Below are 17,334 nucleotides of genomic sequence, written 5' to 3'. Positions count from 1 at the left end.
AGGCGGCCGGAGCCCCCGTGGACCCGGCCGCCTTGCGCGTGCTGGAACTGCTCGCAGCGGCAGTCACGTAGCCGGTTCGGGCTCGAACTTGTAGCCCAAGCCCCGGACCGTGATGATGTGCTGCGGTTTGCTGGGATCGGTTTCGATCTTGGCGCGCAGCCGCTTGATGTGGACGTCGAGGGTTTTGGTGTCCCCCACGTAGTCGGCCCCCCAGACCCGGTCGATCAGTTGCGGACGGGTCAGCACCCGGCCGGCGTTGCGGAGCAGGACTTCCAGCAGCTCGAACTCTTTGAGAGGAAGCTGCACGTTTTCCCCGCGCACCGTCACCACGTGGCGCTCCACGTCCATGCGGACCGGCCCGGCTTCCAGGACGCTGGGCAGCACCGTGTCGTCCGCGGTGCGGCGGCGCAGCACCGCGCGGATCCGGGCCACCAGCTCCCGCGACGAGAAGGGCTTGGTCACATAGTCGTCTGCACCCAGTTCGAGACCGACGACTTTGTCGATCTCGCTGTCTTTGGCGGTGAGCATGATCACCGGGACGTTAGACTTCTGTCGCAGGGTGCGGCACACCTCGGTACCGGACAGGCCCGGCAGCATCAGGTCGAGAAGGACGAGATCAGCACCGGTACGGTCGAAGATCTCTAGAGCACTCGTTCCAGTCGGGGCAACGGCGACCTCGAAGCCTTCCTTGCGAAGCAGGTACGACAGGGCATCGCTGTAGGATTCCTCGTCTTCAACGACGAGTACACGCGTCACTGTGCTGCCTCCTGATCACTTGTGGCAGTGGAGCCTGGCGGCTCCGGGGTCTCGGACCGGGGGAGACGCAAGGTGAACGTCGACCCCTCGCCCTCTTTGCTCCACACTGTCACTTCCCCGCGATGCAGGGTCATGATGTGTTTCACAATGGCCAGGCCAAGGCCGGTACCTCCGGTGGCCCGACTTCGAGCCGCATCCACTCGGTAGAAGCGCTCGAAAATGCGTTCCAGGTCTTGTGGGGGAATGCCGATTCCTTGGTCAGCGACACTGATCTCCACCGTGGTGTCGGTGGTCCGCACCGTCACCGCGACGCGGGTGTTCGCCGGGCTGTAGGCGACGGCGTTGGCGACCAGGTTGCGCAGCGCGGTGATCAGCAGGCCCTCGTCACCCATGACGGTGACGCCTTCGGCGCCACCGGAGACCAGTTCGATGTTTTTTGTGTCGGCGGCGGTACGCACCGCATCCAGTGACTCTTCCACCACGGTATCCACCGCGACTTCGACGGGTTCGGAGAGGGGTTCGGCTCCCTGGATGCGGGAGAGGGTGATCAAGTCCTGGATGAGGCTGGTCAACCGGTCCGCCTCGTGTTTCATCCGGGAAGCGAAGCGACGCACAGCGTCCGGGTCGTCGCTGGCGTCGTTGATCGTCTCCGCGAGGAGGGAGAGTGCGCCGACCGGGGTTTTGAGTTCGTGGCTGATGTTGGCGACGAAGTCGCGGCGCACCGCTTCCACGCGGCGGCGCTCGGTCTGGTCTTCGGCCAGGACCAGGATCAACCCGGTTGCGCCGAGCGGGGCGACCCGGACCGCAAAAGTGGTGGAGTCAGGGCCGAACCTGCGCACAGACACTTCGATCTCGGTTTCGCGGATCACCCCGTCTCTGCGGACCTGTCGGGCCAGAGCGAGCAGTTCCCCGATGACGAGTTCGTCACCGCTGACGAGCCGGTAGGCCCGGGCCGCAGAACTGGCGCGCAGCACCCGGTCGGTGGAGTCCAGGACGACTGCCGACGAGGGCAGTGCGGCAAGTACTTCGGCGATCCCGGGAGGGAGGCTCGATTGCGGGGCCGGATCGGGGGTATGGCTATGGCTTGACTCGCTGATGCGGAACGCTAGACCGGCCGCGACTCCTGTCACGAGCCCTACAAGTCCCGCGATCGCGGCCAGCAGCTCCCCTTCCACAATTCGATCGTAAGCGGACAGAACGGGCCGCTACCCGGAAGGTGGGCTGGTAGAGCGGAGTTTTTTCAAGAGTTCACCGGGGATTCCTCGGTGATTCACAGACCCCTTGGAACGATTGAGGACATGCGCGACACCTATCACGAGGAGCTGGACGCTCTCTCTGACCGGCTGATCGAGATGACCCGGCTGGCCCGGCACGCGATTGCGCGCGCCACCACCGCACTGCTGGACGCCGACCTCGACGCGGCCCAAGAGGTCATCTCGGGGGATGAAAAACTCAACACCCTCAACGACGAGATCGAAAGCAGCGCCATGGCGCTCATGGCACGGCAGCAGCCCGTGGCGCAGGACCTCCGCACTATTATCACCGCTCTCCACATGTCTGGTGACTTGGAGCGGATGGGGGACCACGCGGTGCACATCGCCAAGATCGCCCGGCGCAGGTACCCCGATTCGGCGATCCCGGCCGAGCTGCGCTCGATCGTCCTGGAGATGGGCCACCAGGCGGAGATGCTGGTGATCAAAGCGGGGGAGGTCGTCGCGAACCGGGACGTGGAGACCGCCCGGGAACTGGACAAGGACGACGACCGCATGGACCGGCTCCGCCGCAAGCTGCTGGAGCGCATCCTGTCGTCGAAGTGGGAGTACGGGGTGGAAGCCACGATGGACGTCACCCTGGCAGGCCGGTTCTACGAGCGTTTCGGGGACCACGCCGTCCACGTTGCCGACAACCTCGTCTACCTGGTGACGGGGGAACGGCCCAAGGACTCCTACGGGGAAGGCTGATCGTGCTGCGCCGACCCTGAAGCGGGGTGATGGGTGTCGGCTGGCGGCAACAGGAGCGGACCGGGGTGGGAAGTACCGCGGCTCCTCCGCGACGGGATGTTTCGGAGCCAGGAGCAGGGGGACCGAGCAGGGCTGGCTCGGGAGATGGGCTGTGCCACCTCGTCCCGCCGCGAGTTGCCGGGATTTTTACTGGTTTTTTGCTACGGGGAGTGGGCGAGTTCGGCCGCGAGAGGGCCGGGCTCGCCCATGTCGTGTGGGGCGGCCGGGGTTCTGCTCCCGAATTGTTCGGGAGGTCCGTGCCTCGCAAGGACTTCTGGACAGGGGATGACGGGATCGTAGGAGGACTATGGCCCTGTCTTGGGCGTACCCATGGCCGACTTGGGGGGTCGCGGGTAGAATGGGGGTTTCCCACCGCTATCAGGAGAAGCGGACTCTGGTGAGTGTCCCGTGAGTTTTTCCGATGCTTCGACAGCTACTCAAGCTTGCTTTGTCAAGCCGGTGATTGCGGCTTTGACCTGCGTATTCATAAATCCGATAGGTGCGTTAAGGGACGAGTTCGTGGTATCCTGGTAGTAGCGGAAGGGGTACTTGTCACATGACTTTCAAGGTCGGCGACACTGTTGTCTACCCCCATCATGGGGCTGCTCGAATCGAGGCTATCGAAACACGGACCATTAAGGGCGAGGAAAAGACTTACCTCGTTCTGAAGGTCGACAAAGGTGATCTTACGGTACGTGTTCCCGCGGACAATGCCGAGGAAGTCGGCGTCCGCGACGTGGTTGGTCAAGAAGGTCTAGATCGGGTTTTCGAGGTGTTGCGCGCGCCGCACACCGAGGAGCCCACGAACTGGTCTCGGCGCTACAAGGCAAACCTCGAAAAGCTGGCCTCCGGCGACGTCAACAAGGTTGCAGAAGTCGTTCGGGACCTCTGGCGGCGTGATAAGGAGCGCGGTCTTTCCGCCGGAGAAAAGCGCATGCTCGCGAAAGCCCGACAGATTCTGGTGAGTGAACTGGCGCTCGCCGAGAAGACGAATGAGGATAAAGCCGAGGCTCTTCTCGACGAGGTTCTCGCCGGTTAACGAACACAAGAAACACAGATGTGATTCGTGAATTGCCGATGGTGGGCGTCGGAACAGACGTTCACCCTTTCCAAACGGGACGTCCGCTTTTCCTCGCCGGTCTCGAATGGCCTGACGAGGTGGGGCTGAGCGGGCATTCCGACGGTGACGTCGCGGCTCATGCCGCCTGCGATGCCCTCTTCTCGGCGTGTGCTCTGGGCGACCTCGGTTCGCAGTTCGGCACCTCCGACCCCCGCTGGCGCGGGGCGTCCGGAGTGGCGCTGCTGACCGAGGCCGCCCAACGTGTTCGTGCGGCCGGTTATGAGATCGGCAATATCGCCATCCAGATCATCGGCAACCGGCCGAAGTTCGCGCCGCGCAGGCACGAGGCAGAGAAAGTGCTCAGCGCCGCGGTAGGCGCGCCCGTGTCCTGTGCTGCGACCACAACCGACGGCCTGGGTTTCACCGGTCGCGGCGAAGGGATTGCGGCGGTCGCTACTGCATTGTGCGTGCGCGTGCGCTGACTCTCTTTTCCACGGCGGTCCGCAGCGCTGGGGCGCTATTTCTTAGCGGCACGACTCCGCCTGTTCCGGAGAAGCAGCGTCATTGCGGTCGATGCCACCAGGCAGAGCAGTGTCATGGGCACGAACGCGGCCTGGAACGACAGGCCGAGGTCGAGCACGATGCCCGCGCCCACCACGCCCAGCATCACCGAGGTGAAGCCGCTCATGTTGACGAGGCCGGAGGCGGCACCGGTGCGCTGCTCTGGCAGCCCGTCCCGGGCGTAGTCGAACGAGATCGACGGGGCCAGCACCGAGGCGAAAGCGCTCACCAGGATCACCCCCGCGATGACTGGCAGCGGCGGCAGCCCGCCCGGCCACAGCACGACACCGAGCCAGACCAGGGTGACGGTCCACGCCAAACCCAGTCCCATCGGCTTGCGGGCGCGCGGGTAGTGCCCGGGGATGCGTCCCAGGAACGGGACGAGGGACATGGGCAGGAGCATCGCCCCGGTCAACAGCACGCCGGTGGTGTGCGAGGAAAGCCCGTAGCCCTCTTCGAGCAGGGGATAGCCCCACAGCACGCCGAGCACGGTGAACGGCACCATGATGACGGCGTGGGCGGCCATGCCGACGCGGGGGCCCCGGTGCGACAGGGCTTCGGCCAGGCTTTCCCGCATCGACAGGAGGGCGTGCGTCTGGGCGCGGCGGCCGTCGGGGCGATCGCGGATCACCAGCAGCACGAGCGCGCCGACGACGAGGTTCACCGCTCCTGCGCTGAGGAAGGAGACTTCCCAGCCGAAGGCGGTCAGCAGGGCGGACAGCGGGGCGGCGCTGACGAGCTGGCCGAGGCCGCCAGCGAGGCCGGTGAGCGCACTGACCAGGCTGTAGTGCCGTCGGGGGAACCACAGGGCGGCGAGCCGGATGGTGTTGAGGAAGACCAGGGAGTCGCCTGCGCCGATGAGGATGCGTCCCGCGATGGCAGTGGGCGCGTCAGGGGCGACGGCGAACAGGACCGTGCCTGCGGCCATGACGCCCAGGCTGATGAGCAGCGAGCGTCGCGGTCCTAGCCGGTCGGCGAGCAGTCCGGAGGGGATCTGGAGCAGGACGTAGATCACCAACTGGACCATCGGTAGCGTGGAGAGCAGGGCCGGACCGATGTCGAAGCGTTCCTGGGCGTGGAGGGCGGCCGCGCTCATCCCGTTGCGATGGAACATGGCGAGGAGGTAGACGGTGGCGGCGGTGCCCCAGACCAGCCAGGCGCGGAGACCGCCGGAAGGCTCGCCTCCTCCCGAATCGATCCCATGATCGGATCTTTCTCTGTTTTTTCGCAGGGGTGGTTCCAGAGTCATCATTCTCCTGTTCGCGCCCAAAACAGCGCTGATCGTACTCCTCCGGTCACCCTCAGCCTCGGTGGAGCTCCCCGAAAACGCGGCCGGTATGCGGAAGAGCGGGATACACGGGTGCGGGACTCAGCGCGGGACAGAAGGCAGGGGAGTCTTGCGGGTCCAGGTGGGTGATCCTGGCTGCTGACGGGAGCAACGGGTGTGCGGCAGCGCCTGAAAGGTGCAAATCAGGCAATGATTGGGCAAAACACACACCATGTCATGGTTGCAAGAAGATCACAATGTGACATGGCCTACAGCTCAAAGTAGCTCCAGTGGCGGGGGAGATGCTGCTAGCATCCCGGTTTCGAGGATCACTAAGAGGTAACGGAGAGATCTGTTCCTCGTAAAGAAGGGTGGTCCTCGGGTTGTCCGCCATCTGGAGGCGAGACGACCGGGCGGGCACAGCCAGTGGCCGCTGAAGAGGGGAAGGAGTGCCGCAGCGCAGCGGCGACTACGCCAGCCAGCAGGAGAAACCTTGAGTCATCCACGTCTGAACAATCCGCGGACTTATCGGGCGAAACTTGCGGAATCTGCTCGAATCCGGCGTCTCCCTCGGCACGGGTTTCGCGCCGACCGTTCGGTAGAAGCGCTCTTCGTCGAACTCCGCGAAACCTGGGCCGAACCCTGGTACCAGGCAGGCTCCTCGGACGTGGCCTTCATCTCCACCCGTTGCGGACTCAACGTGTGGTGTTGTGACGGCAAGTTCATCTGGAGCGACAAAAACGGAGCAATGGTCACCCACCCCGCCAACGATCCTTCCGGCGCAGCCGCCCTCCTCAACGCGATGTTCGCCCCCCGACTCTCCACCGCGGCCTAGAACCGCTCCTCCCCCCGAAGACCAAGCCCTCCCTGGCCTGCGGTCCCGCACACTTCGACGCTCAACACCCGCATTCCGCGACGGCCGCGGCAAGACGGTCAAGGGCTGCCCCCGTCGCGCTCGGATGGTTTGCGACAAACGCGAACACCAGGAGACGGCCTTGAGCGGTGTAAATGGTTCCCGCCAGCGAACTGACCCCGTTGAGAGTTCCAGTCTTGGCGCGGACCAGCCCCGCACCTGAGGCCGCATCGCTCTCCGGCGCGTACCGGGCGCTCAGACTTCCCGTGCTGTGCGCGGTCGGCAACCCGGAAAGGACCGGGTAGAGCTCGGGCCGCTCCGGGTCAGCGGCCAACACCAGAAGCGTCGCCAACGCCTTGCTAGTGATCCGGGTGTCCACCGACAGGCCGCTGCCGTCACTGACCTGCACACCCGCCACACCCAGCTCGTCCATCACCGCCATCACTGCTCGGGCCGCGCCCGCAAAACTGGGCTCCTCCCCCTGCGCGATCGCCACCTGGCGGGCCAGCGCCTCCGCGACATTGTTGTCACTGTCCATCAGGGTCTTCTCCACCAGCGCGGAAATCGGTGGAGACGACACCCGGGCCAGCAGTTCCGCGCCCGCAGGCGCCTGGGTCGGCTGCGGGGTTTCCAGCACACTGATTCCGGCCTCATCCAGTTTGCGGGCGAACGCTTCCGCCGCCGCCAACGGCGGATCAGCCACCCGCGGACCGTACTTGCTCTCCACAGGGATGTCGATCCGCCCGCACTCGTCGATGACCCGGGCCAACCCGCAGTCCACCATCAGGGCGTACACCGATGCGGTGCTGCCCTCGTCGATGTAGCCCTGCTTCCAGCCCGGGCCGAGCGGCTCACCCGCATAAGCCGACGTGTCATAGCCCAGCCGCACCGCGGTCACCCCCGCCTCCGACAGGGCCGCCGCGGTCTGCTCGGCGAGCTCTTCGAGACTGGCCAGCCGGGGGTAGCGGTGCGGGTCGGCGTTCTCGGTCAAAGTGGGGTCGCCGCCGCCGACCAGAACGATCTCTTCCGGCGAAGCCCCCTGGACGACGTCCGTGTGGATCTGCGCGTCCGGGCCGAGCACGTGCAGCGCCGCCACCGAGGTGACGACTTTCGTGGTGGAGGCGGGCACCAGTCCTTCGTCGGCATCGCGGGCGTAGAGTTCCTGGTGGGTCTCGGCGTCGATGACATATGCGGAGAGCCCCTCACCGATGCCCGACTGCGACATGGGATCATCAAGCTTATCCGCGAGTCGGGCCGGATCCACGGTCTCGGCATTCGCGGCGTCCGGAAGAGGCACCGCCTCTGCGACCGCGACGGGAACAGGCACGGTCTCGGGTGGGCGCGCGGCGATGACGTCGCGGGCGACCAGGCCGGTGGTCAGCACAAATAGGGTGAGCAAGGCCAAGGTGAGGAGAGCCCAGAGTCGATCGTTCCGCACTCCCGGTACCTGCCTTCCGTCGGCGTCGCGAAAACTTGTGAACTATGGCGACATTAGTCGTCAGGGGAGCCGAGAACAGTATGGAATTCGACGTCACGATCGAAATCCCTAAGGGAGAGCGAAACAAGTACGAGATGGACCATGAGACCGGCCGTATCCGGCTGGATCGCATGCTGTTCACCTCGACCAGTTACCCTGCCGACTACGGTTTCATCGAAGGCACCCTGGGTGACGACGGTGACCCGTTGGACGCCCTCGTGCTGCTCAAGCAGCCCACCTTCCCCGGTTGCATGATCCGATGCCGCGCCATCGGCATGTTCCGCATGCGTGACGAAGCCGGGGGAGACGACAAAGTTCTCTGTGTCCCCGCGACGGACCCCCGCATGGAACATTTGCGTGATATTCATCACGTAAATGAGTTTGAGCGGCTGGAGATCCAGCACTTCTTCACCGTCTACAAGGACCTGGAGCCGGGCAAGTCAGTGGAAGGCGCCATCTGGGTCGGCCGGCACGAAGCGGAACAGGAGATCAAGAACTCCATCAAGCGCGCCGCCGAGAGCGGGCAGCAGCACGGCGCGTACTTCAAACTGGACTGATCCGGAGCCGACGGCGGTGGCGCGGTCGTCGCGACACAAGGCCACCGGTCCTGACAGACGCCTCACCCCACGGTTGGACCACCGGACCGGCAGGCCACGGACACCAGACCCTCCGCACACGTCCAGGCGGGCGATGCCATGCACCGCCGCAGCGGCCAGCGCCACCTTCGTACGGACTTCAGCGATCAGCACGGACCAGGGAAACCCGGGCGCCGGACCGTGATCGGCAGCGGAATCCCCGTGGACTGCACTGGTTGCCCCGGGCCGCGCGGTTGGCGCGCGCCGTCTGCTTCCGGGGCGACCGTTCCACTCAGCTTCCTGACACGGACCATGCGGGGAGCCCGACGGGAGGGGAACACGGGCTGTCCCGCTACCCGGTGCAGGGCTGCTGGGTAGGCCCCGTTCGCGGGGCGCACCGCACTGGAGGGAGAGCCGAGCGGTGAGCACGGCTTGTCCAGCCACGGGTCTCCTGGCCGGGACACGCGGCACTCCTCCGGCAGGGGAAACCGCCGTGGCGTGCGGTGCCCCTGCCGGGAAAGCCGGTCCGGGCCGCACCGCGGTTCCGCACGGCCGCGCCCGGCGGGCAGACAGACCCGCTAGGGGACGGGGCACGCAGTGAAACGCTGGGCGATACCGGTCACATCCTGGGGGTCGAGGATGGTCGGCTGCGCCAAGAGGTACTCCACCACCTGTCGGGGCCGGGTGATGATCGTGCGGCCCACGTGGAGTACCGGTTCCGGCATGCGTCCGGCAGCCGTGATCACCGGGGTCACTTTGACTCCCGGCCAGTTCTCCGCCAAGTGCAGGGAGCGTTCCAAACGGGCCGCGTGAGCGCTGATCCGCTCCGCGGCACGCCGTGCAGGCAGCGTGCCCAGCATGATCGTGTCGCCGTCCCGGGAGACCACGTGCCGCCACGTCCGGGTCTCCAGCAGGTAGACACCTCCCGCGCCGATCGCCACATGGCGGGACTGGTCACAGGGGACCACGTGGTAACCGTTGCGGTGCAAGGCACGCAGCAGGCGGCCCCTTCCCCACGGGGCGCGCAGGTGAGGGGCGAGAGTGGCGGACAGCAGGTAGCTGAGCGCGACCAGTACCGCGACCAGGGCGCCTGCCCGCCAGCCGAGGAATCCGGCGGCCATCACCCCCGAGGCCACGGCGACGAGGGACCGGATCGCGAAGCGTGTGACCTGGGCGCCTAGGGAATCGGGGACGACCGCCACGGTCCTGAGGTTCTCGGTGTGCGAGTTTCCGCCATATCCCACGTGGTGTCTCACCTCCGGTGTGGATCCCGAAAGCCGAGGCGCGGTCCCGGCGGGTGGAGCGCCCTCGCTGTCCGGCTGCGGTGCCTACGCAACCCCAACATCAGTCTTTTCGGCAAAGCCCAATGTCACCATTAGCCCCTCCAAAAACACAACTTCTCCGTAAACAGGCCGGGTGCGGCGATTCCAGGCCTCAAGGAGACACTTTTCCAGCTCGCCGCCTGTGACTTGACATCGCACCCCAAGGTTGATCTGCTTAACCACATGCGTACGCGCACGGTCATGTTCCACACAGCTCTCGCTCGTCAGGCCCCAGTGGTCTTCCAGCGGGTGGCCAGTGCGCTGTGTCGGGTTCCTTCGTGTTGTTGTTGATCGACTGATCCGCACCGCGGTTGCAGAGCCCTCGTGCGGCGGCTCTCCCGCGTGCGTCTTCTCACGCATCCTCGCGCGAACCGGGCTCCCGTGAGCCATTTCTCTGCCTGATCGCACCCCGCTCGGCATTGCGGGGGCTGACTGAACTTCACGAAGGACCACCGCCCATGTTCTCCGGTATGCCCACTGTTTCCGCTTCGTCCACTACGTCCGTCACGGAACGCAACGAAACGATCACCGTTTCCCCGGAAGGGATCGGGGACATCGTGATGGCCGGCGAAGCTAGCGGCTACGCGCATCTCGCGGCCCGCGCGGTGCCGACCGTGGGCCAGTTGACCACCGCGGCCCGGCGCGCCGCCGCACTCCTCGCCCAGCCCGAGCTGTGGCCGCGGCAGTACGGCCAGTGGCAGCGTCCCCCGCGCCCGGTGCGGCAGCGGGTGCCTGGACGAATGCGGATGAGCGTGGTAGCGCTGGCCCCCAACGGATTCGTCACCCTGCCTGCCGCCCGCCCGACCGCCCCCGTGCACGGTGATGTGCTGCTGGTGGTCCACGGCCGGATGCACGCGGTGATCATCGGAAGCGACGGTCGGCTGCTGGCGGTGCAAGAACTGGTAGCGGGCCGCACCCGAGTGCTCGGCGGAGTAGACGGCCGCCAGCTCGTCAACACCGGCTCCGAACCCGCCGTCGTGGTGCGGGTCACTGCCTGACCTGGGATTCACCGGACGGTCCAGGACTGATGGAGCGCAAGGCGCGATCAACGGCTTCGACTGCGCGGAGCGTGCGCGCAAGGCGGCTGCCCTCCGCGCGGTAGACCTCCCTGACCTGCTCCACCGCGGCCCGGGGCAGGAGACCGACCAGGTCGTCCGGGGCGGCCCGGTACCCTTCCCGGGCCGCGGCCAGTTCCGCCCGCACATAGCGCACCGCCAGCGCGGACAGCGCCGCCGGATACCTGCGCAGCACCCCGTGGATTCGGTAGTCGGCGGGAAGCAGGCCCAGCAGCCACTCCGCCGCGCTCTGCGGAAAATCCTCAGCCCAATAAGGGTGCACCCCCGCGGGCCACTCCTCAGGCAACCGTCGTTCGGCCATGCCGCCAAGCATAACCGTTATTCGAACACCAGTTCGATAGCGCAAGCGTGACAAAAGGCTTCCCCGGCGTACAAGACCCGGCCTCGCAGCGGTCACGCTCCGCAACACCACAGGCGTCCGTGGAGAAAACCCCGAAATACTCGCTGATCCCTAATGAGCGGAGACCCAGTGGGTACGGTGAAAAGGTGACTTTGATCGACTGGGACGTAGCTGTCAACACCGGTGTGCGCCTCGTGCGGCCCGGTCCGAACATCAGTCTCGCTGAGGCCCGGCAAGCAGTGGCCCAACTGCGAGAACTCTCCGTGATCGCACAGACCCATGTGCGTGATTTCACGGGGTTGACCAGTCTCGAACCGGCGGGCCCCGCCACCATCGTCGACCGCCCGGGGTGGATCAGGGCGAACGTCGACGGTTTCCGGGTCGTCCTCGAACCGGTCCTCGAGGCCCTCGGCCCCTCCACGCTCAGCAGCTCCCCGGTGGGCACCATCACCACGGCGGTTGGCTCCCGGGTCACCGGGGCGCAACTGGGCGCGGTCCTCGCCTACCTCGCCGGCCGAGTCCTCGGCCAGTACGAACTGTTCCTGCCGCCCGACCCTGAAGGAAAAGCCCCCACCGGCCGCCTCACCCTCGTAGCGCCCAACATCGTGCAGGCAGAGCAGGAACTCGACGTCGACCCGCACGACTTCCGCCTGTGGGTGTGCCTGCACGAAGAAACCCACCGCACCCAGTTCACCGCCAACCCGTGGCTGCGCGGCTACGTGCAGCAACTCATCACCGACTACCTGCGCGCCTCCCACCTGAGCGCCGGCGACTTCGTGGAACGGCTGCGCGCGGTAGGGGAAGCCGTCGCCGAGGTGATCCGCGGCAACGAAGCCAACCTCATCGACATCTTCCAAACCGAAGAACAGAGCGAGATCCTCGACCGCATCACCGCGGTCATGACCCTGGCTGAAGGCCACGGCGACTACGTGATGGACGCGGTCGGTCCGCAAGTGGTGCCGAGCGTCGCCGAGATCCGGCGCCGCTTCCAGCGTCGCCGCCACGGCGGAAACCGCATCGACAAAGCCATCCGGCAACTGCTCGGCCTCGACCTGAAACTGAAGCAGTACGAGGAAGGCGCGGCCTTCGTGCGCACCGTGGTGGCCCGCGTCGGCATGGCGAACTTCAACCGGGTCTGGGAGTCGCCCGACACCCTGCCCACCCTGGCGGAGATCCGCGACCCGCAGGCATGGATCACCCGCGTCCTCCACCCGCCGCTCCCGCTCACCCCAGGCGAGGAGCCCGAAACCGAGTAACCACGAACAGGAGCACGTGTGAGCGGACCGCCGCCTCCTGTCGCGCTGGTGCGCACCGCGGTACGCCGCGCGCTGCGGGACCTGCCCGCCGGCAGTCTGGTGCTCGTGGCCTGCAGCGGCGGCCCTGACTCGCTGGCGCTCGCGGGAGCCACCGCCTTCGTCGCCCCCCGCCTCGGCCTGCGCGCTGGCGGGGTCACCGTCGACCACGGACTCCAGGAAGGCTCAGCGGAACGCGCCGACACTGTGGCAGCGCTCCTCCGTAACCTCGGCTTCGACCCCGTGGAACGGGTCTCGGTGACCGTCGGCACGGCGGGGGGACCGGAAGCCGCGGCCCGCAGCGCCCGGTACGCGGCCCTGGAGAAAACCGCCGACGTCCACCAGGCAGCCGCGGTGCTGCTGGGGCACACCCGCGACGACCAGGCCGAGACCGTGCTCTTGCGGCTCGCCCGCGGATCCGGGGCGCGTTCACTGGCGGCCATGGCCACCCGCACCGGCCGCTATCTGCGCCCGTTCCTGGACGTGGACCGGCGCACCGTCCACGAAGCGGCGTCGCTCATGGGTTTCGAACCCTGGTCCGACCCGCATAACACCGACCCCGCCTACACCCGCTCCCGGGTCCGCCACGAGGCCCTGCCCGTATTGGAACGCGTCCTGGGGCCGGGGATCACCGAAGCCCTCGCGCGGACCGCCACCCTGCTGCGCGACGACGCCGATGCCCTTGATGCGTGGGCCGACCAGGCCCAGCAGCAGGTGGGACGGGGGCCGACCGCCTTGGACGCCGCCGGACTGGCGGGCCTGCCGCGCGCGATCCGCACCCGCCTGCTGCGCCGCATCGCCCTAGCCGCGGGATGCCCCGCGGGCGCCCTCACCGCGGAGCACGTCTTCGCGTTGGACCGGCTCGTCACCGAGTGGCGGGGGCAGAGCCACGTCGACCTTCCCGGAGCCCGGCGGGGCCGAAGACACGACGGGCAGATCATCGTCTCCGCTGACTGAGCGGCCGCCCGTACGGCAGGGAGAGTTGTGCACGGTACGGTGCGACGGAGTACTGTCCGAATCGGTACGCTCCTCCTGTCCGGAGGGGGACGAAAATACCGACGTTTGGTCCGTTTATCCTTGAATCCAGCAAGAACTCCCCGTCTGAGCAGCGAGGACCTGAAGCGTGGACGCGAAGGACATGGGCTCCGCCCTGGACAAAATCCTGGTCACCGAGGAACAGATCAGGACCCGCACCCGGGAGTTGGCAGCCGAAATCGACGCCGACTACGCAGGAAAGGACTTGCTGCTCGTCGGTGTCCTCAAGGGCGCGGTCATGGTGATGGCCGACCTGGCCCGCGAACTTCACCACCCCTGTGAGATGGACTGGATGGCGGTCTCCTCCTACGGGGCGGGGACCACCTCCTCCGGTGTCGTCCGCATCCTCAAAGACCTGGACACCGACATCCAGGGGCGCAATGTGCTGATCGTCGAAGACGTCATCGACTCCGGGCTCACCCTGTCCTGGCTGGTCGGCAACCTCAAATCGCGGCACCCGGCGTCGGTGGAGATCTGCACCATGGTGCGCAAGCCGATGGCGTTCAACGTCGACCTGGACGTCAAATACGTCGGCTTCGACCTGCCCAACGAGTTCATCGTCGGATACGGCCTGGACTACGCCGAGAAGTACCGCAACCTGCCGTTCATCGCGACTCTCGCCCCGCACGTGTACGACGACTGATTCGCGGCTGAGAGGCAGGTCTCGTTCCGGAAGCGACCCGGGTCGGGAACAACGGAGGCGCCGTTGAGCGTTGCGTCCATGACGGGACAACTCCGGCGCGCTGCCGCATCACCTGAGTGATCCGGCAGGGGCTGGGTGTACCGTCGATTATCCCGGCATCATTGTAGGGAGCACATGTCCGACAGGTCCCGCTTCCGGCGGTCGGCATGAGGTGCCGTGTCGCGCGGCACGGTCCGGTACGACAGCGGATCGTCGCCCCGGACCGCCGACGCAACCGACACCTCTGGCGGTATTCGGAGGGACCGCTGTTAGAAGGGACGGGCCCGGCGGGGTTCCGTATCGATGAATCTGAAGCGTTTGTACCGTGGACCGTGGCTGTGGTTCATTGCCATCCTGCTCATGCTCCTGGTGACCTCCCAGTTCATGGGATGGGGCAGTGGACCCGAACACGTCAAGACCGACACGTCGAAGGTCTTCACCCTGATCGAGCAGGACCAGGTCAGGGATGCCAAGATCATTGACAAGGACCAGCGCATCGAGCTGACCACCGTTGACGGCAAGCTGTATGAGGCTTACTGGGTGGACGGCCAGGGCGCTGAGCTGGCCGAAGCTCTCCGCGCCAACCAGGGCGGCAACCTGGAGGCGTACGACGTCGAGGTTCCCGGCGACAACATCTGGCTATCCCTGCTCTTCAGCTTCCTGCCGCTCCTGCTGGTCATCGCCGTCTTCTTCTTCATCATGAACCAGATGCAAGGCGGCGGCTCCCGGGTCATGAACTTCGGCAAGTCTCGGGCAAAGCTGATCTCCAAAGACACTCCCAAGACCACCTTCGCTGACGTGGCGGGAGCAGACGAGGCGATCGAAGAGCTCAAGGAGATCAAGGACTTCCTGCAGAACCCGGGGAAGTTCCAGAGCCTGGGCGCCAAGATCCCCAAAGGTGTGCTCCTGTATGGTCCGCCCGGTACCGGTAAGACCCTGCTGGCCCGGGCTGTCGCAGGCGAAGCGGGAGTGCCGTTCTACTCCATCTCCGGTTCGGACTTCGTCGAAATGTTCGTCGGTGTGGGCGCCTCCCGGGTCCGCGACCTGTTCGAGCAGGCCAAGGCCAACGCCCCCGCGATCATCTTCATCGACGAGATCGACGCGGTTGGCCGCCACCGCGGCGCCGGCATGGGCGGCGGCCACGACGAACGCGAGCAGACCCTCAACCAGTTGCTCGTGGAAATGGACGGCTTCGACTCCCGGGGCGGGGTCATCCTGATCGCCGCGACGAACCGTCCGGACATCCTCGACCCGGCGCTGCTGCGCCCCGGCCGTTTCGACCGGCAGATTGTCGTGGACCGTCCCGACCTGGAGGGCCGCAAAGGCATTCTCCGGGTGCACGCCCAAGGCAAGCCGCTCGGCCCCGACGTCGACCTCGACGTCATCGCCCGGCGCACCCCCGGGTTCACCGGTGCCGACCTGGCCAACGTGATCAACGAGGGGGCCCTGCTGACGGCCCGCCGCGGCAAGCAGCAGATCGACATGGCCACCTTGGAGGAGGCCATCGACCGCGTCATCGCGGGGCCGGAGCGCAAGAGCCGCGTCATGTCCGAGGCGGAGAAGAAGATCATCGCCTACCACGAGGGCGGGCACGCCCTGGTGGGCCACGCTCTGCCGAACGCCGACCCGGTGCACAAGGTCACCATCCTGCCGCGCGGCCGTGCCCTCGGCTACACCATGTCGCTGCCGACCGAGGACAAATTCCTCACCTCGCGTTCCGAGATGATGGACCAGTTGGCCATGATGCTGGGTGGACGTGCCGCCGAGGAGCTGGTCTTCCACGAGCCCACCACCGGCGCGGCCAACGACATCGAGAAGGCCACCAACCTGGCCCGCAGCATGGTCACCGAGTACGGCATGAGTGAACGGCTCGGTGCCCGCAAGTTCGGCAACAGCAACACCGAACCGTTCCTGGGCCGGGAGATGGCGCACAGCCGCGAATACTCCGAGGAGATCGCGGCCCTCATCGACGAGGAAGTGCGCCGCCTTATCGAAGCCGCCCACGACGAAGCGTGGGAGATCCTCGTCGAATACCGGGACGTCCTCGACGAGCTGGTGCTCCAGCTGCTGGACAAGGAGACCCTGTCCAAGGAGGAGGTCCTGGAGATCTTCGCCCCGGTGCGTAAACGCCCGTCCCGCGGCTCCTACAAGGGGTACGGCAAGCGGATCCCCTCAGACAAGCCGCCGGTCCTCACCCCCAAGGAGCTCGCCCTGATGGGCCCCAAGGACGTGGAAGACCTCGTCGGGGGCAGCAACGGACAGGCGAACACCGCCGGCGAACTGAGCTGGGAACAGAAGCACGACCGCAAGGCCGGTCCGGGAGACGCCAATCCTGGAGCAGACCGTGACTGAGTACGAATACCGGGTTGGTGATACCGACGCGGGTCTCGCCCCCGCGGGGATCGACCAGCCGCGGATCGAGAAAGCGGTGCGGGAAATCCTGCTGGCTATCGGCGAGGACCCGGATCGGGACGGTCTCGTGGAGACCCCGGCCCGGGTCGCACGGGCCTTCGCGGAGCAGTTCGCTGGGCTCAGCCAGCGCCCCGAGGACGTGCTGACCACGGTGTTCGAGGCCAACCACGAAGAGATGGTGCTGGTCAAGGACATCGAGTTGTACTCCACGTGCGAGCACCACCTTGTCCCCTTCTACGGGGCTGCGCACGTGGGGTACATCCCCAACACGGACGGCCGGATCACCGGACTGTCCAAACTGGCCCGTCTCGTCGACATCTACGCCCGCCGCCCCCAAGTGCAGGAGCGGTTGACGTCGCAGGTCGCAGACGCGTTGATGGAGCGGTTGGAGCCGCGCGGCGTCATCGTGGTCGTCGAAGCCGAGCACCTGTGCATGACCATGCGCGGTGTGCGGAAACCGGGGGCGAAAACCGTGACGTCCGCGGTGCGCGGCGCGTTCCGGGAGAGCTACAAGACCCGCGCCGAGGCGATGGACCTCATCCTGGGACGCCGGTGAGCTCCGCTGTTTCCTTGAGGGAAACTTGACCCGCGCCCCGGGCACGACCGGGGAGATACCGGGGAGAAGG

The 17,334-nt window shown here is 66.5% G+C and carries 17 protein-coding genes; 11 read left to right on the top strand and 6 right to left on the bottom strand.

What is annotated here, in order from left to right:
• Nucleotides 1-63: 63 nt before the first annotated feature.
• Nucleotides 64-756 (bottom strand): response regulator transcription factor, encoded by a 693-nt coding sequence (locus CW348_RS09170; protein WP_011293333.1) that lies wholly within the window; start codon nucleotides 754-756, stop codon nucleotides 64-66.
• Entirely contained in the window at nucleotides 753-1,931 is a 1,179-nt protein-coding gene (locus CW348_RS09165) for a cell wall metabolism sensor histidine kinase WalK (protein ID WP_016189366.1), read from the bottom strand. Before CW348_RS09165 ends, CW348_RS09170 begins: the two co-directional genes overlap by 4 nt.
• 123 nt (nucleotides 1,932-2,054) lie before the next feature.
• Between CW348_RS09165 and phoU the strand changes: the two genes are divergently transcribed.
• The 3 genes from phoU to ispF all read left to right on the top strand — a co-directional run bounded on the left by phoU (nucleotide 2,055) and on the right by ispF (nucleotide 4,298).
• Nucleotides 2,055-2,717 (top strand): phosphate signaling complex protein PhoU, encoded by a 663-nt coding sequence (phoU, locus tag CW348_RS09160; RefSeq protein ID WP_016189365.1) that lies wholly within the window; start codon nucleotides 2,055-2,057, stop codon nucleotides 2,715-2,717.
• Between the two features lie 595 nt (nucleotides 2,718-3,312).
• Nucleotides 3,313-3,795 carry a CarD family transcriptional regulator gene (locus tag CW348_RS09155; RefSeq protein WP_011293330.1) on the top strand — a complete coding sequence of 161 codons (483 nt, stop codon included), beginning with the start codon at nucleotides 3,313-3,315 and terminating at the stop codon, nucleotides 3,793-3,795.
• 38 nt (nucleotides 3,796-3,833) lie between these two features.
• Nucleotides 3,834-4,298, top strand: a complete 465-nt coding sequence (gene ispF / locus CW348_RS09150; protein ID WP_011293329.1) for a 2-C-methyl-D-erythritol 2,4-cyclodiphosphate synthase — start codon at nucleotides 3,834-3,836, stop codon at nucleotides 4,296-4,298.
• A gap of 35 nt (nucleotides 4,299-4,333) precedes the next feature.
• Here the strand turns inward: ispF and CW348_RS09145 are convergent, their stop codons facing one another.
• Entirely contained in the window at nucleotides 4,334-5,626 is a 1,293-nt protein-coding gene (locus CW348_RS09145) for a nitrate/nitrite transporter (protein WP_011293328.1), read from the bottom strand.
• Between the two features lie 511 nt (nucleotides 5,627-6,137).
• Between CW348_RS09145 and CW348_RS09140 the strand changes: the two genes are divergently transcribed.
• Nucleotides 6,138-6,479, top strand: coding sequence for a hypothetical protein (locus CW348_RS09140; RefSeq protein ID WP_104612726.1), 342 nt, complete (start codon nucleotides 6,138-6,140; stop codon nucleotides 6,477-6,479).
• A 61-nt stretch (nucleotides 6,480-6,540) separates the two neighbouring features.
• Here the strand turns inward: CW348_RS09140 and dacB are convergent, their stop codons facing one another.
• Nucleotides 6,541-7,935 carry a D-alanyl-D-alanine carboxypeptidase/D-alanyl-D-alanine-endopeptidase gene (gene dacB / locus CW348_RS09135; protein WP_104612727.1) on the bottom strand — a complete coding sequence of 465 codons (1,395 nt, stop codon included), beginning with the start codon at nucleotides 7,933-7,935 and terminating at the stop codon, nucleotides 6,541-6,543.
• Nucleotides 7,936-8,015: 80 nt separating this feature from the next.
• Here dacB and CW348_RS09130 point away from each other — a divergent pair, with 80 nt between their 5' ends.
• Nucleotides 8,016-8,531 (top strand): inorganic diphosphatase, encoded by a 516-nt coding sequence (locus CW348_RS09130; protein WP_011293325.1) that lies wholly within the window; start codon nucleotides 8,016-8,018, stop codon nucleotides 8,529-8,531.
• A 596-nt stretch (nucleotides 8,532-9,127) separates the two neighbouring features.
• Here CW348_RS09130 and CW348_RS09125 read toward each other — a convergent pair.
• Nucleotides 9,128-9,751: a hypothetical protein gene (locus tag CW348_RS09125; protein WP_227480942.1), complete on the bottom strand. Its 624-nt coding sequence runs from the start codon at nucleotides 9,749-9,751 to the stop codon at nucleotides 9,128-9,130.
• Nucleotides 9,752-10,329: 578 nt separating this feature from the next.
• On the opposite strand from CW348_RS09125, the gene CW348_RS09120 reads away from it, so the two are divergent.
• Complete coding sequence (locus tag CW348_RS09120; RefSeq protein WP_011293323.1) at nucleotides 10,330-10,869, top strand: hypothetical protein; 540 nt, start codon at nucleotides 10,330-10,332, stop codon at nucleotides 10,867-10,869.
• On the opposite strand, the gene CW348_RS09115 is transcribed toward CW348_RS09120, so the two are convergent.
• Nucleotides 10,859-11,260, bottom strand: a complete 402-nt coding sequence (locus CW348_RS09115) for a hypothetical protein (protein WP_016189362.1) — start codon at nucleotides 11,258-11,260, stop codon at nucleotides 10,859-10,861. The genes CW348_RS09120 and CW348_RS09115 overlap by 11 nt on opposite strands.
• 179 nt (nucleotides 11,261-11,439) lie before the next feature.
• Here CW348_RS09115 and CW348_RS09110 point away from each other — a divergent pair, with 179 nt between their 5' ends.
• From CW348_RS09110 to folE, 5 genes are all read left to right on the top strand, one after another.
• Nucleotides 11,440-12,543, top strand: coding sequence for a zinc-dependent metalloprotease (locus tag CW348_RS09110; RefSeq protein WP_016189361.1), 1,104 nt, complete (start codon nucleotides 11,440-11,442; stop codon nucleotides 12,541-12,543).
• A gap of 18 nt (nucleotides 12,544-12,561) precedes the next feature.
• Nucleotides 12,562-13,536, top strand: coding sequence for a tRNA lysidine(34) synthetase TilS (gene tilS, locus CW348_RS09105; RefSeq protein ID WP_011293320.1), 975 nt, complete (start codon nucleotides 12,562-12,564; stop codon nucleotides 13,534-13,536).
• A gap of 166 nt (nucleotides 13,537-13,702) precedes the next feature.
• A complete protein-coding gene (gene hpt / locus CW348_RS09100) occupies nucleotides 13,703-14,257 on the top strand; it encodes a hypoxanthine phosphoribosyltransferase (protein ID WP_011293319.1) in 555 nt (184 codons plus the stop codon).
• A 342-nt stretch (nucleotides 14,258-14,599) separates the two neighbouring features.
• Nucleotides 14,600-16,648 carry an ATP-dependent zinc metalloprotease FtsH gene (gene ftsH, locus CW348_RS09095; protein ID WP_011293318.1) on the top strand — a complete coding sequence of 683 codons (2,049 nt, stop codon included), beginning with the start codon at nucleotides 14,600-14,602 and terminating at the stop codon, nucleotides 16,646-16,648.
• Entirely contained in the window at nucleotides 16,641-17,264 is a 624-nt protein-coding gene (folE, locus tag CW348_RS09090) for a GTP cyclohydrolase I FolE (protein WP_011293317.1), read from the top strand. The genes ftsH and folE overlap by 8 nt, the downstream gene beginning before the upstream one ends.
• The last annotated feature ends 70 nt before the right edge of the window (nucleotides 17,265-17,334 follow it).

The organism is Thermobifida sp. (assembly GCF_017577275.1).
GTDB classification, from domain to species: domain Bacteria; phylum Actinomycetota; class Actinomycetes; order Streptosporangiales; family Streptosporangiaceae; genus Thermobifida; species Thermobifida fusca.
Note: the sequence above shows the minus strand (reverse complement) of the source record. Positions and strands in the feature narration are given on the sequence as shown.

Coding starts and splice junctions, on each gene's coding strand:
- phoU (WP_016189365.1), top strand. CDS start 2,055: ATGCGCGACACCTATCACGAGGAGCTGGACGCTCTCTCTGACCGGCTG.
- CW348_RS09155 (WP_011293330.1), top strand. CDS start 3,313: ATGACTTTCAAGGTCGGCGACACTGTTGTCTACCCCCATCATGGGGCT.
- ispF (WP_011293329.1), top strand. CDS start 3,834: ATGGTGGGCGTCGGAACAGACGTTCACCCTTTCCAAACGGGACGTCCG.
- CW348_RS09145 (WP_011293328.1), bottom strand. CDS start 5,626: ATGACTCTGGAACCACCCCTGCGAAAAAACAGAGAAAGATCCGATCAT.
- CW348_RS09130 (WP_011293325.1), top strand. CDS start 8,016: ATGGAATTCGACGTCACGATCGAAATCCCTAAGGGAGAGCGAAACAAG.
- CW348_RS09120 (WP_011293323.1), top strand. CDS start 10,330: ATGTTCTCCGGTATGCCCACTGTTTCCGCTTCGTCCACTACGTCCGTC.
- CW348_RS09115 (WP_016189362.1), bottom strand. CDS start 11,260: ATGCTTGGCGGCATGGCCGAACGACGGTTGCCTGAGGAGTGGCCCGCG.
- ftsH (WP_011293318.1), top strand. CDS start 14,600: ATGAATCTGAAGCGTTTGTACCGTGGACCGTGGCTGTGGTTCATTGCC.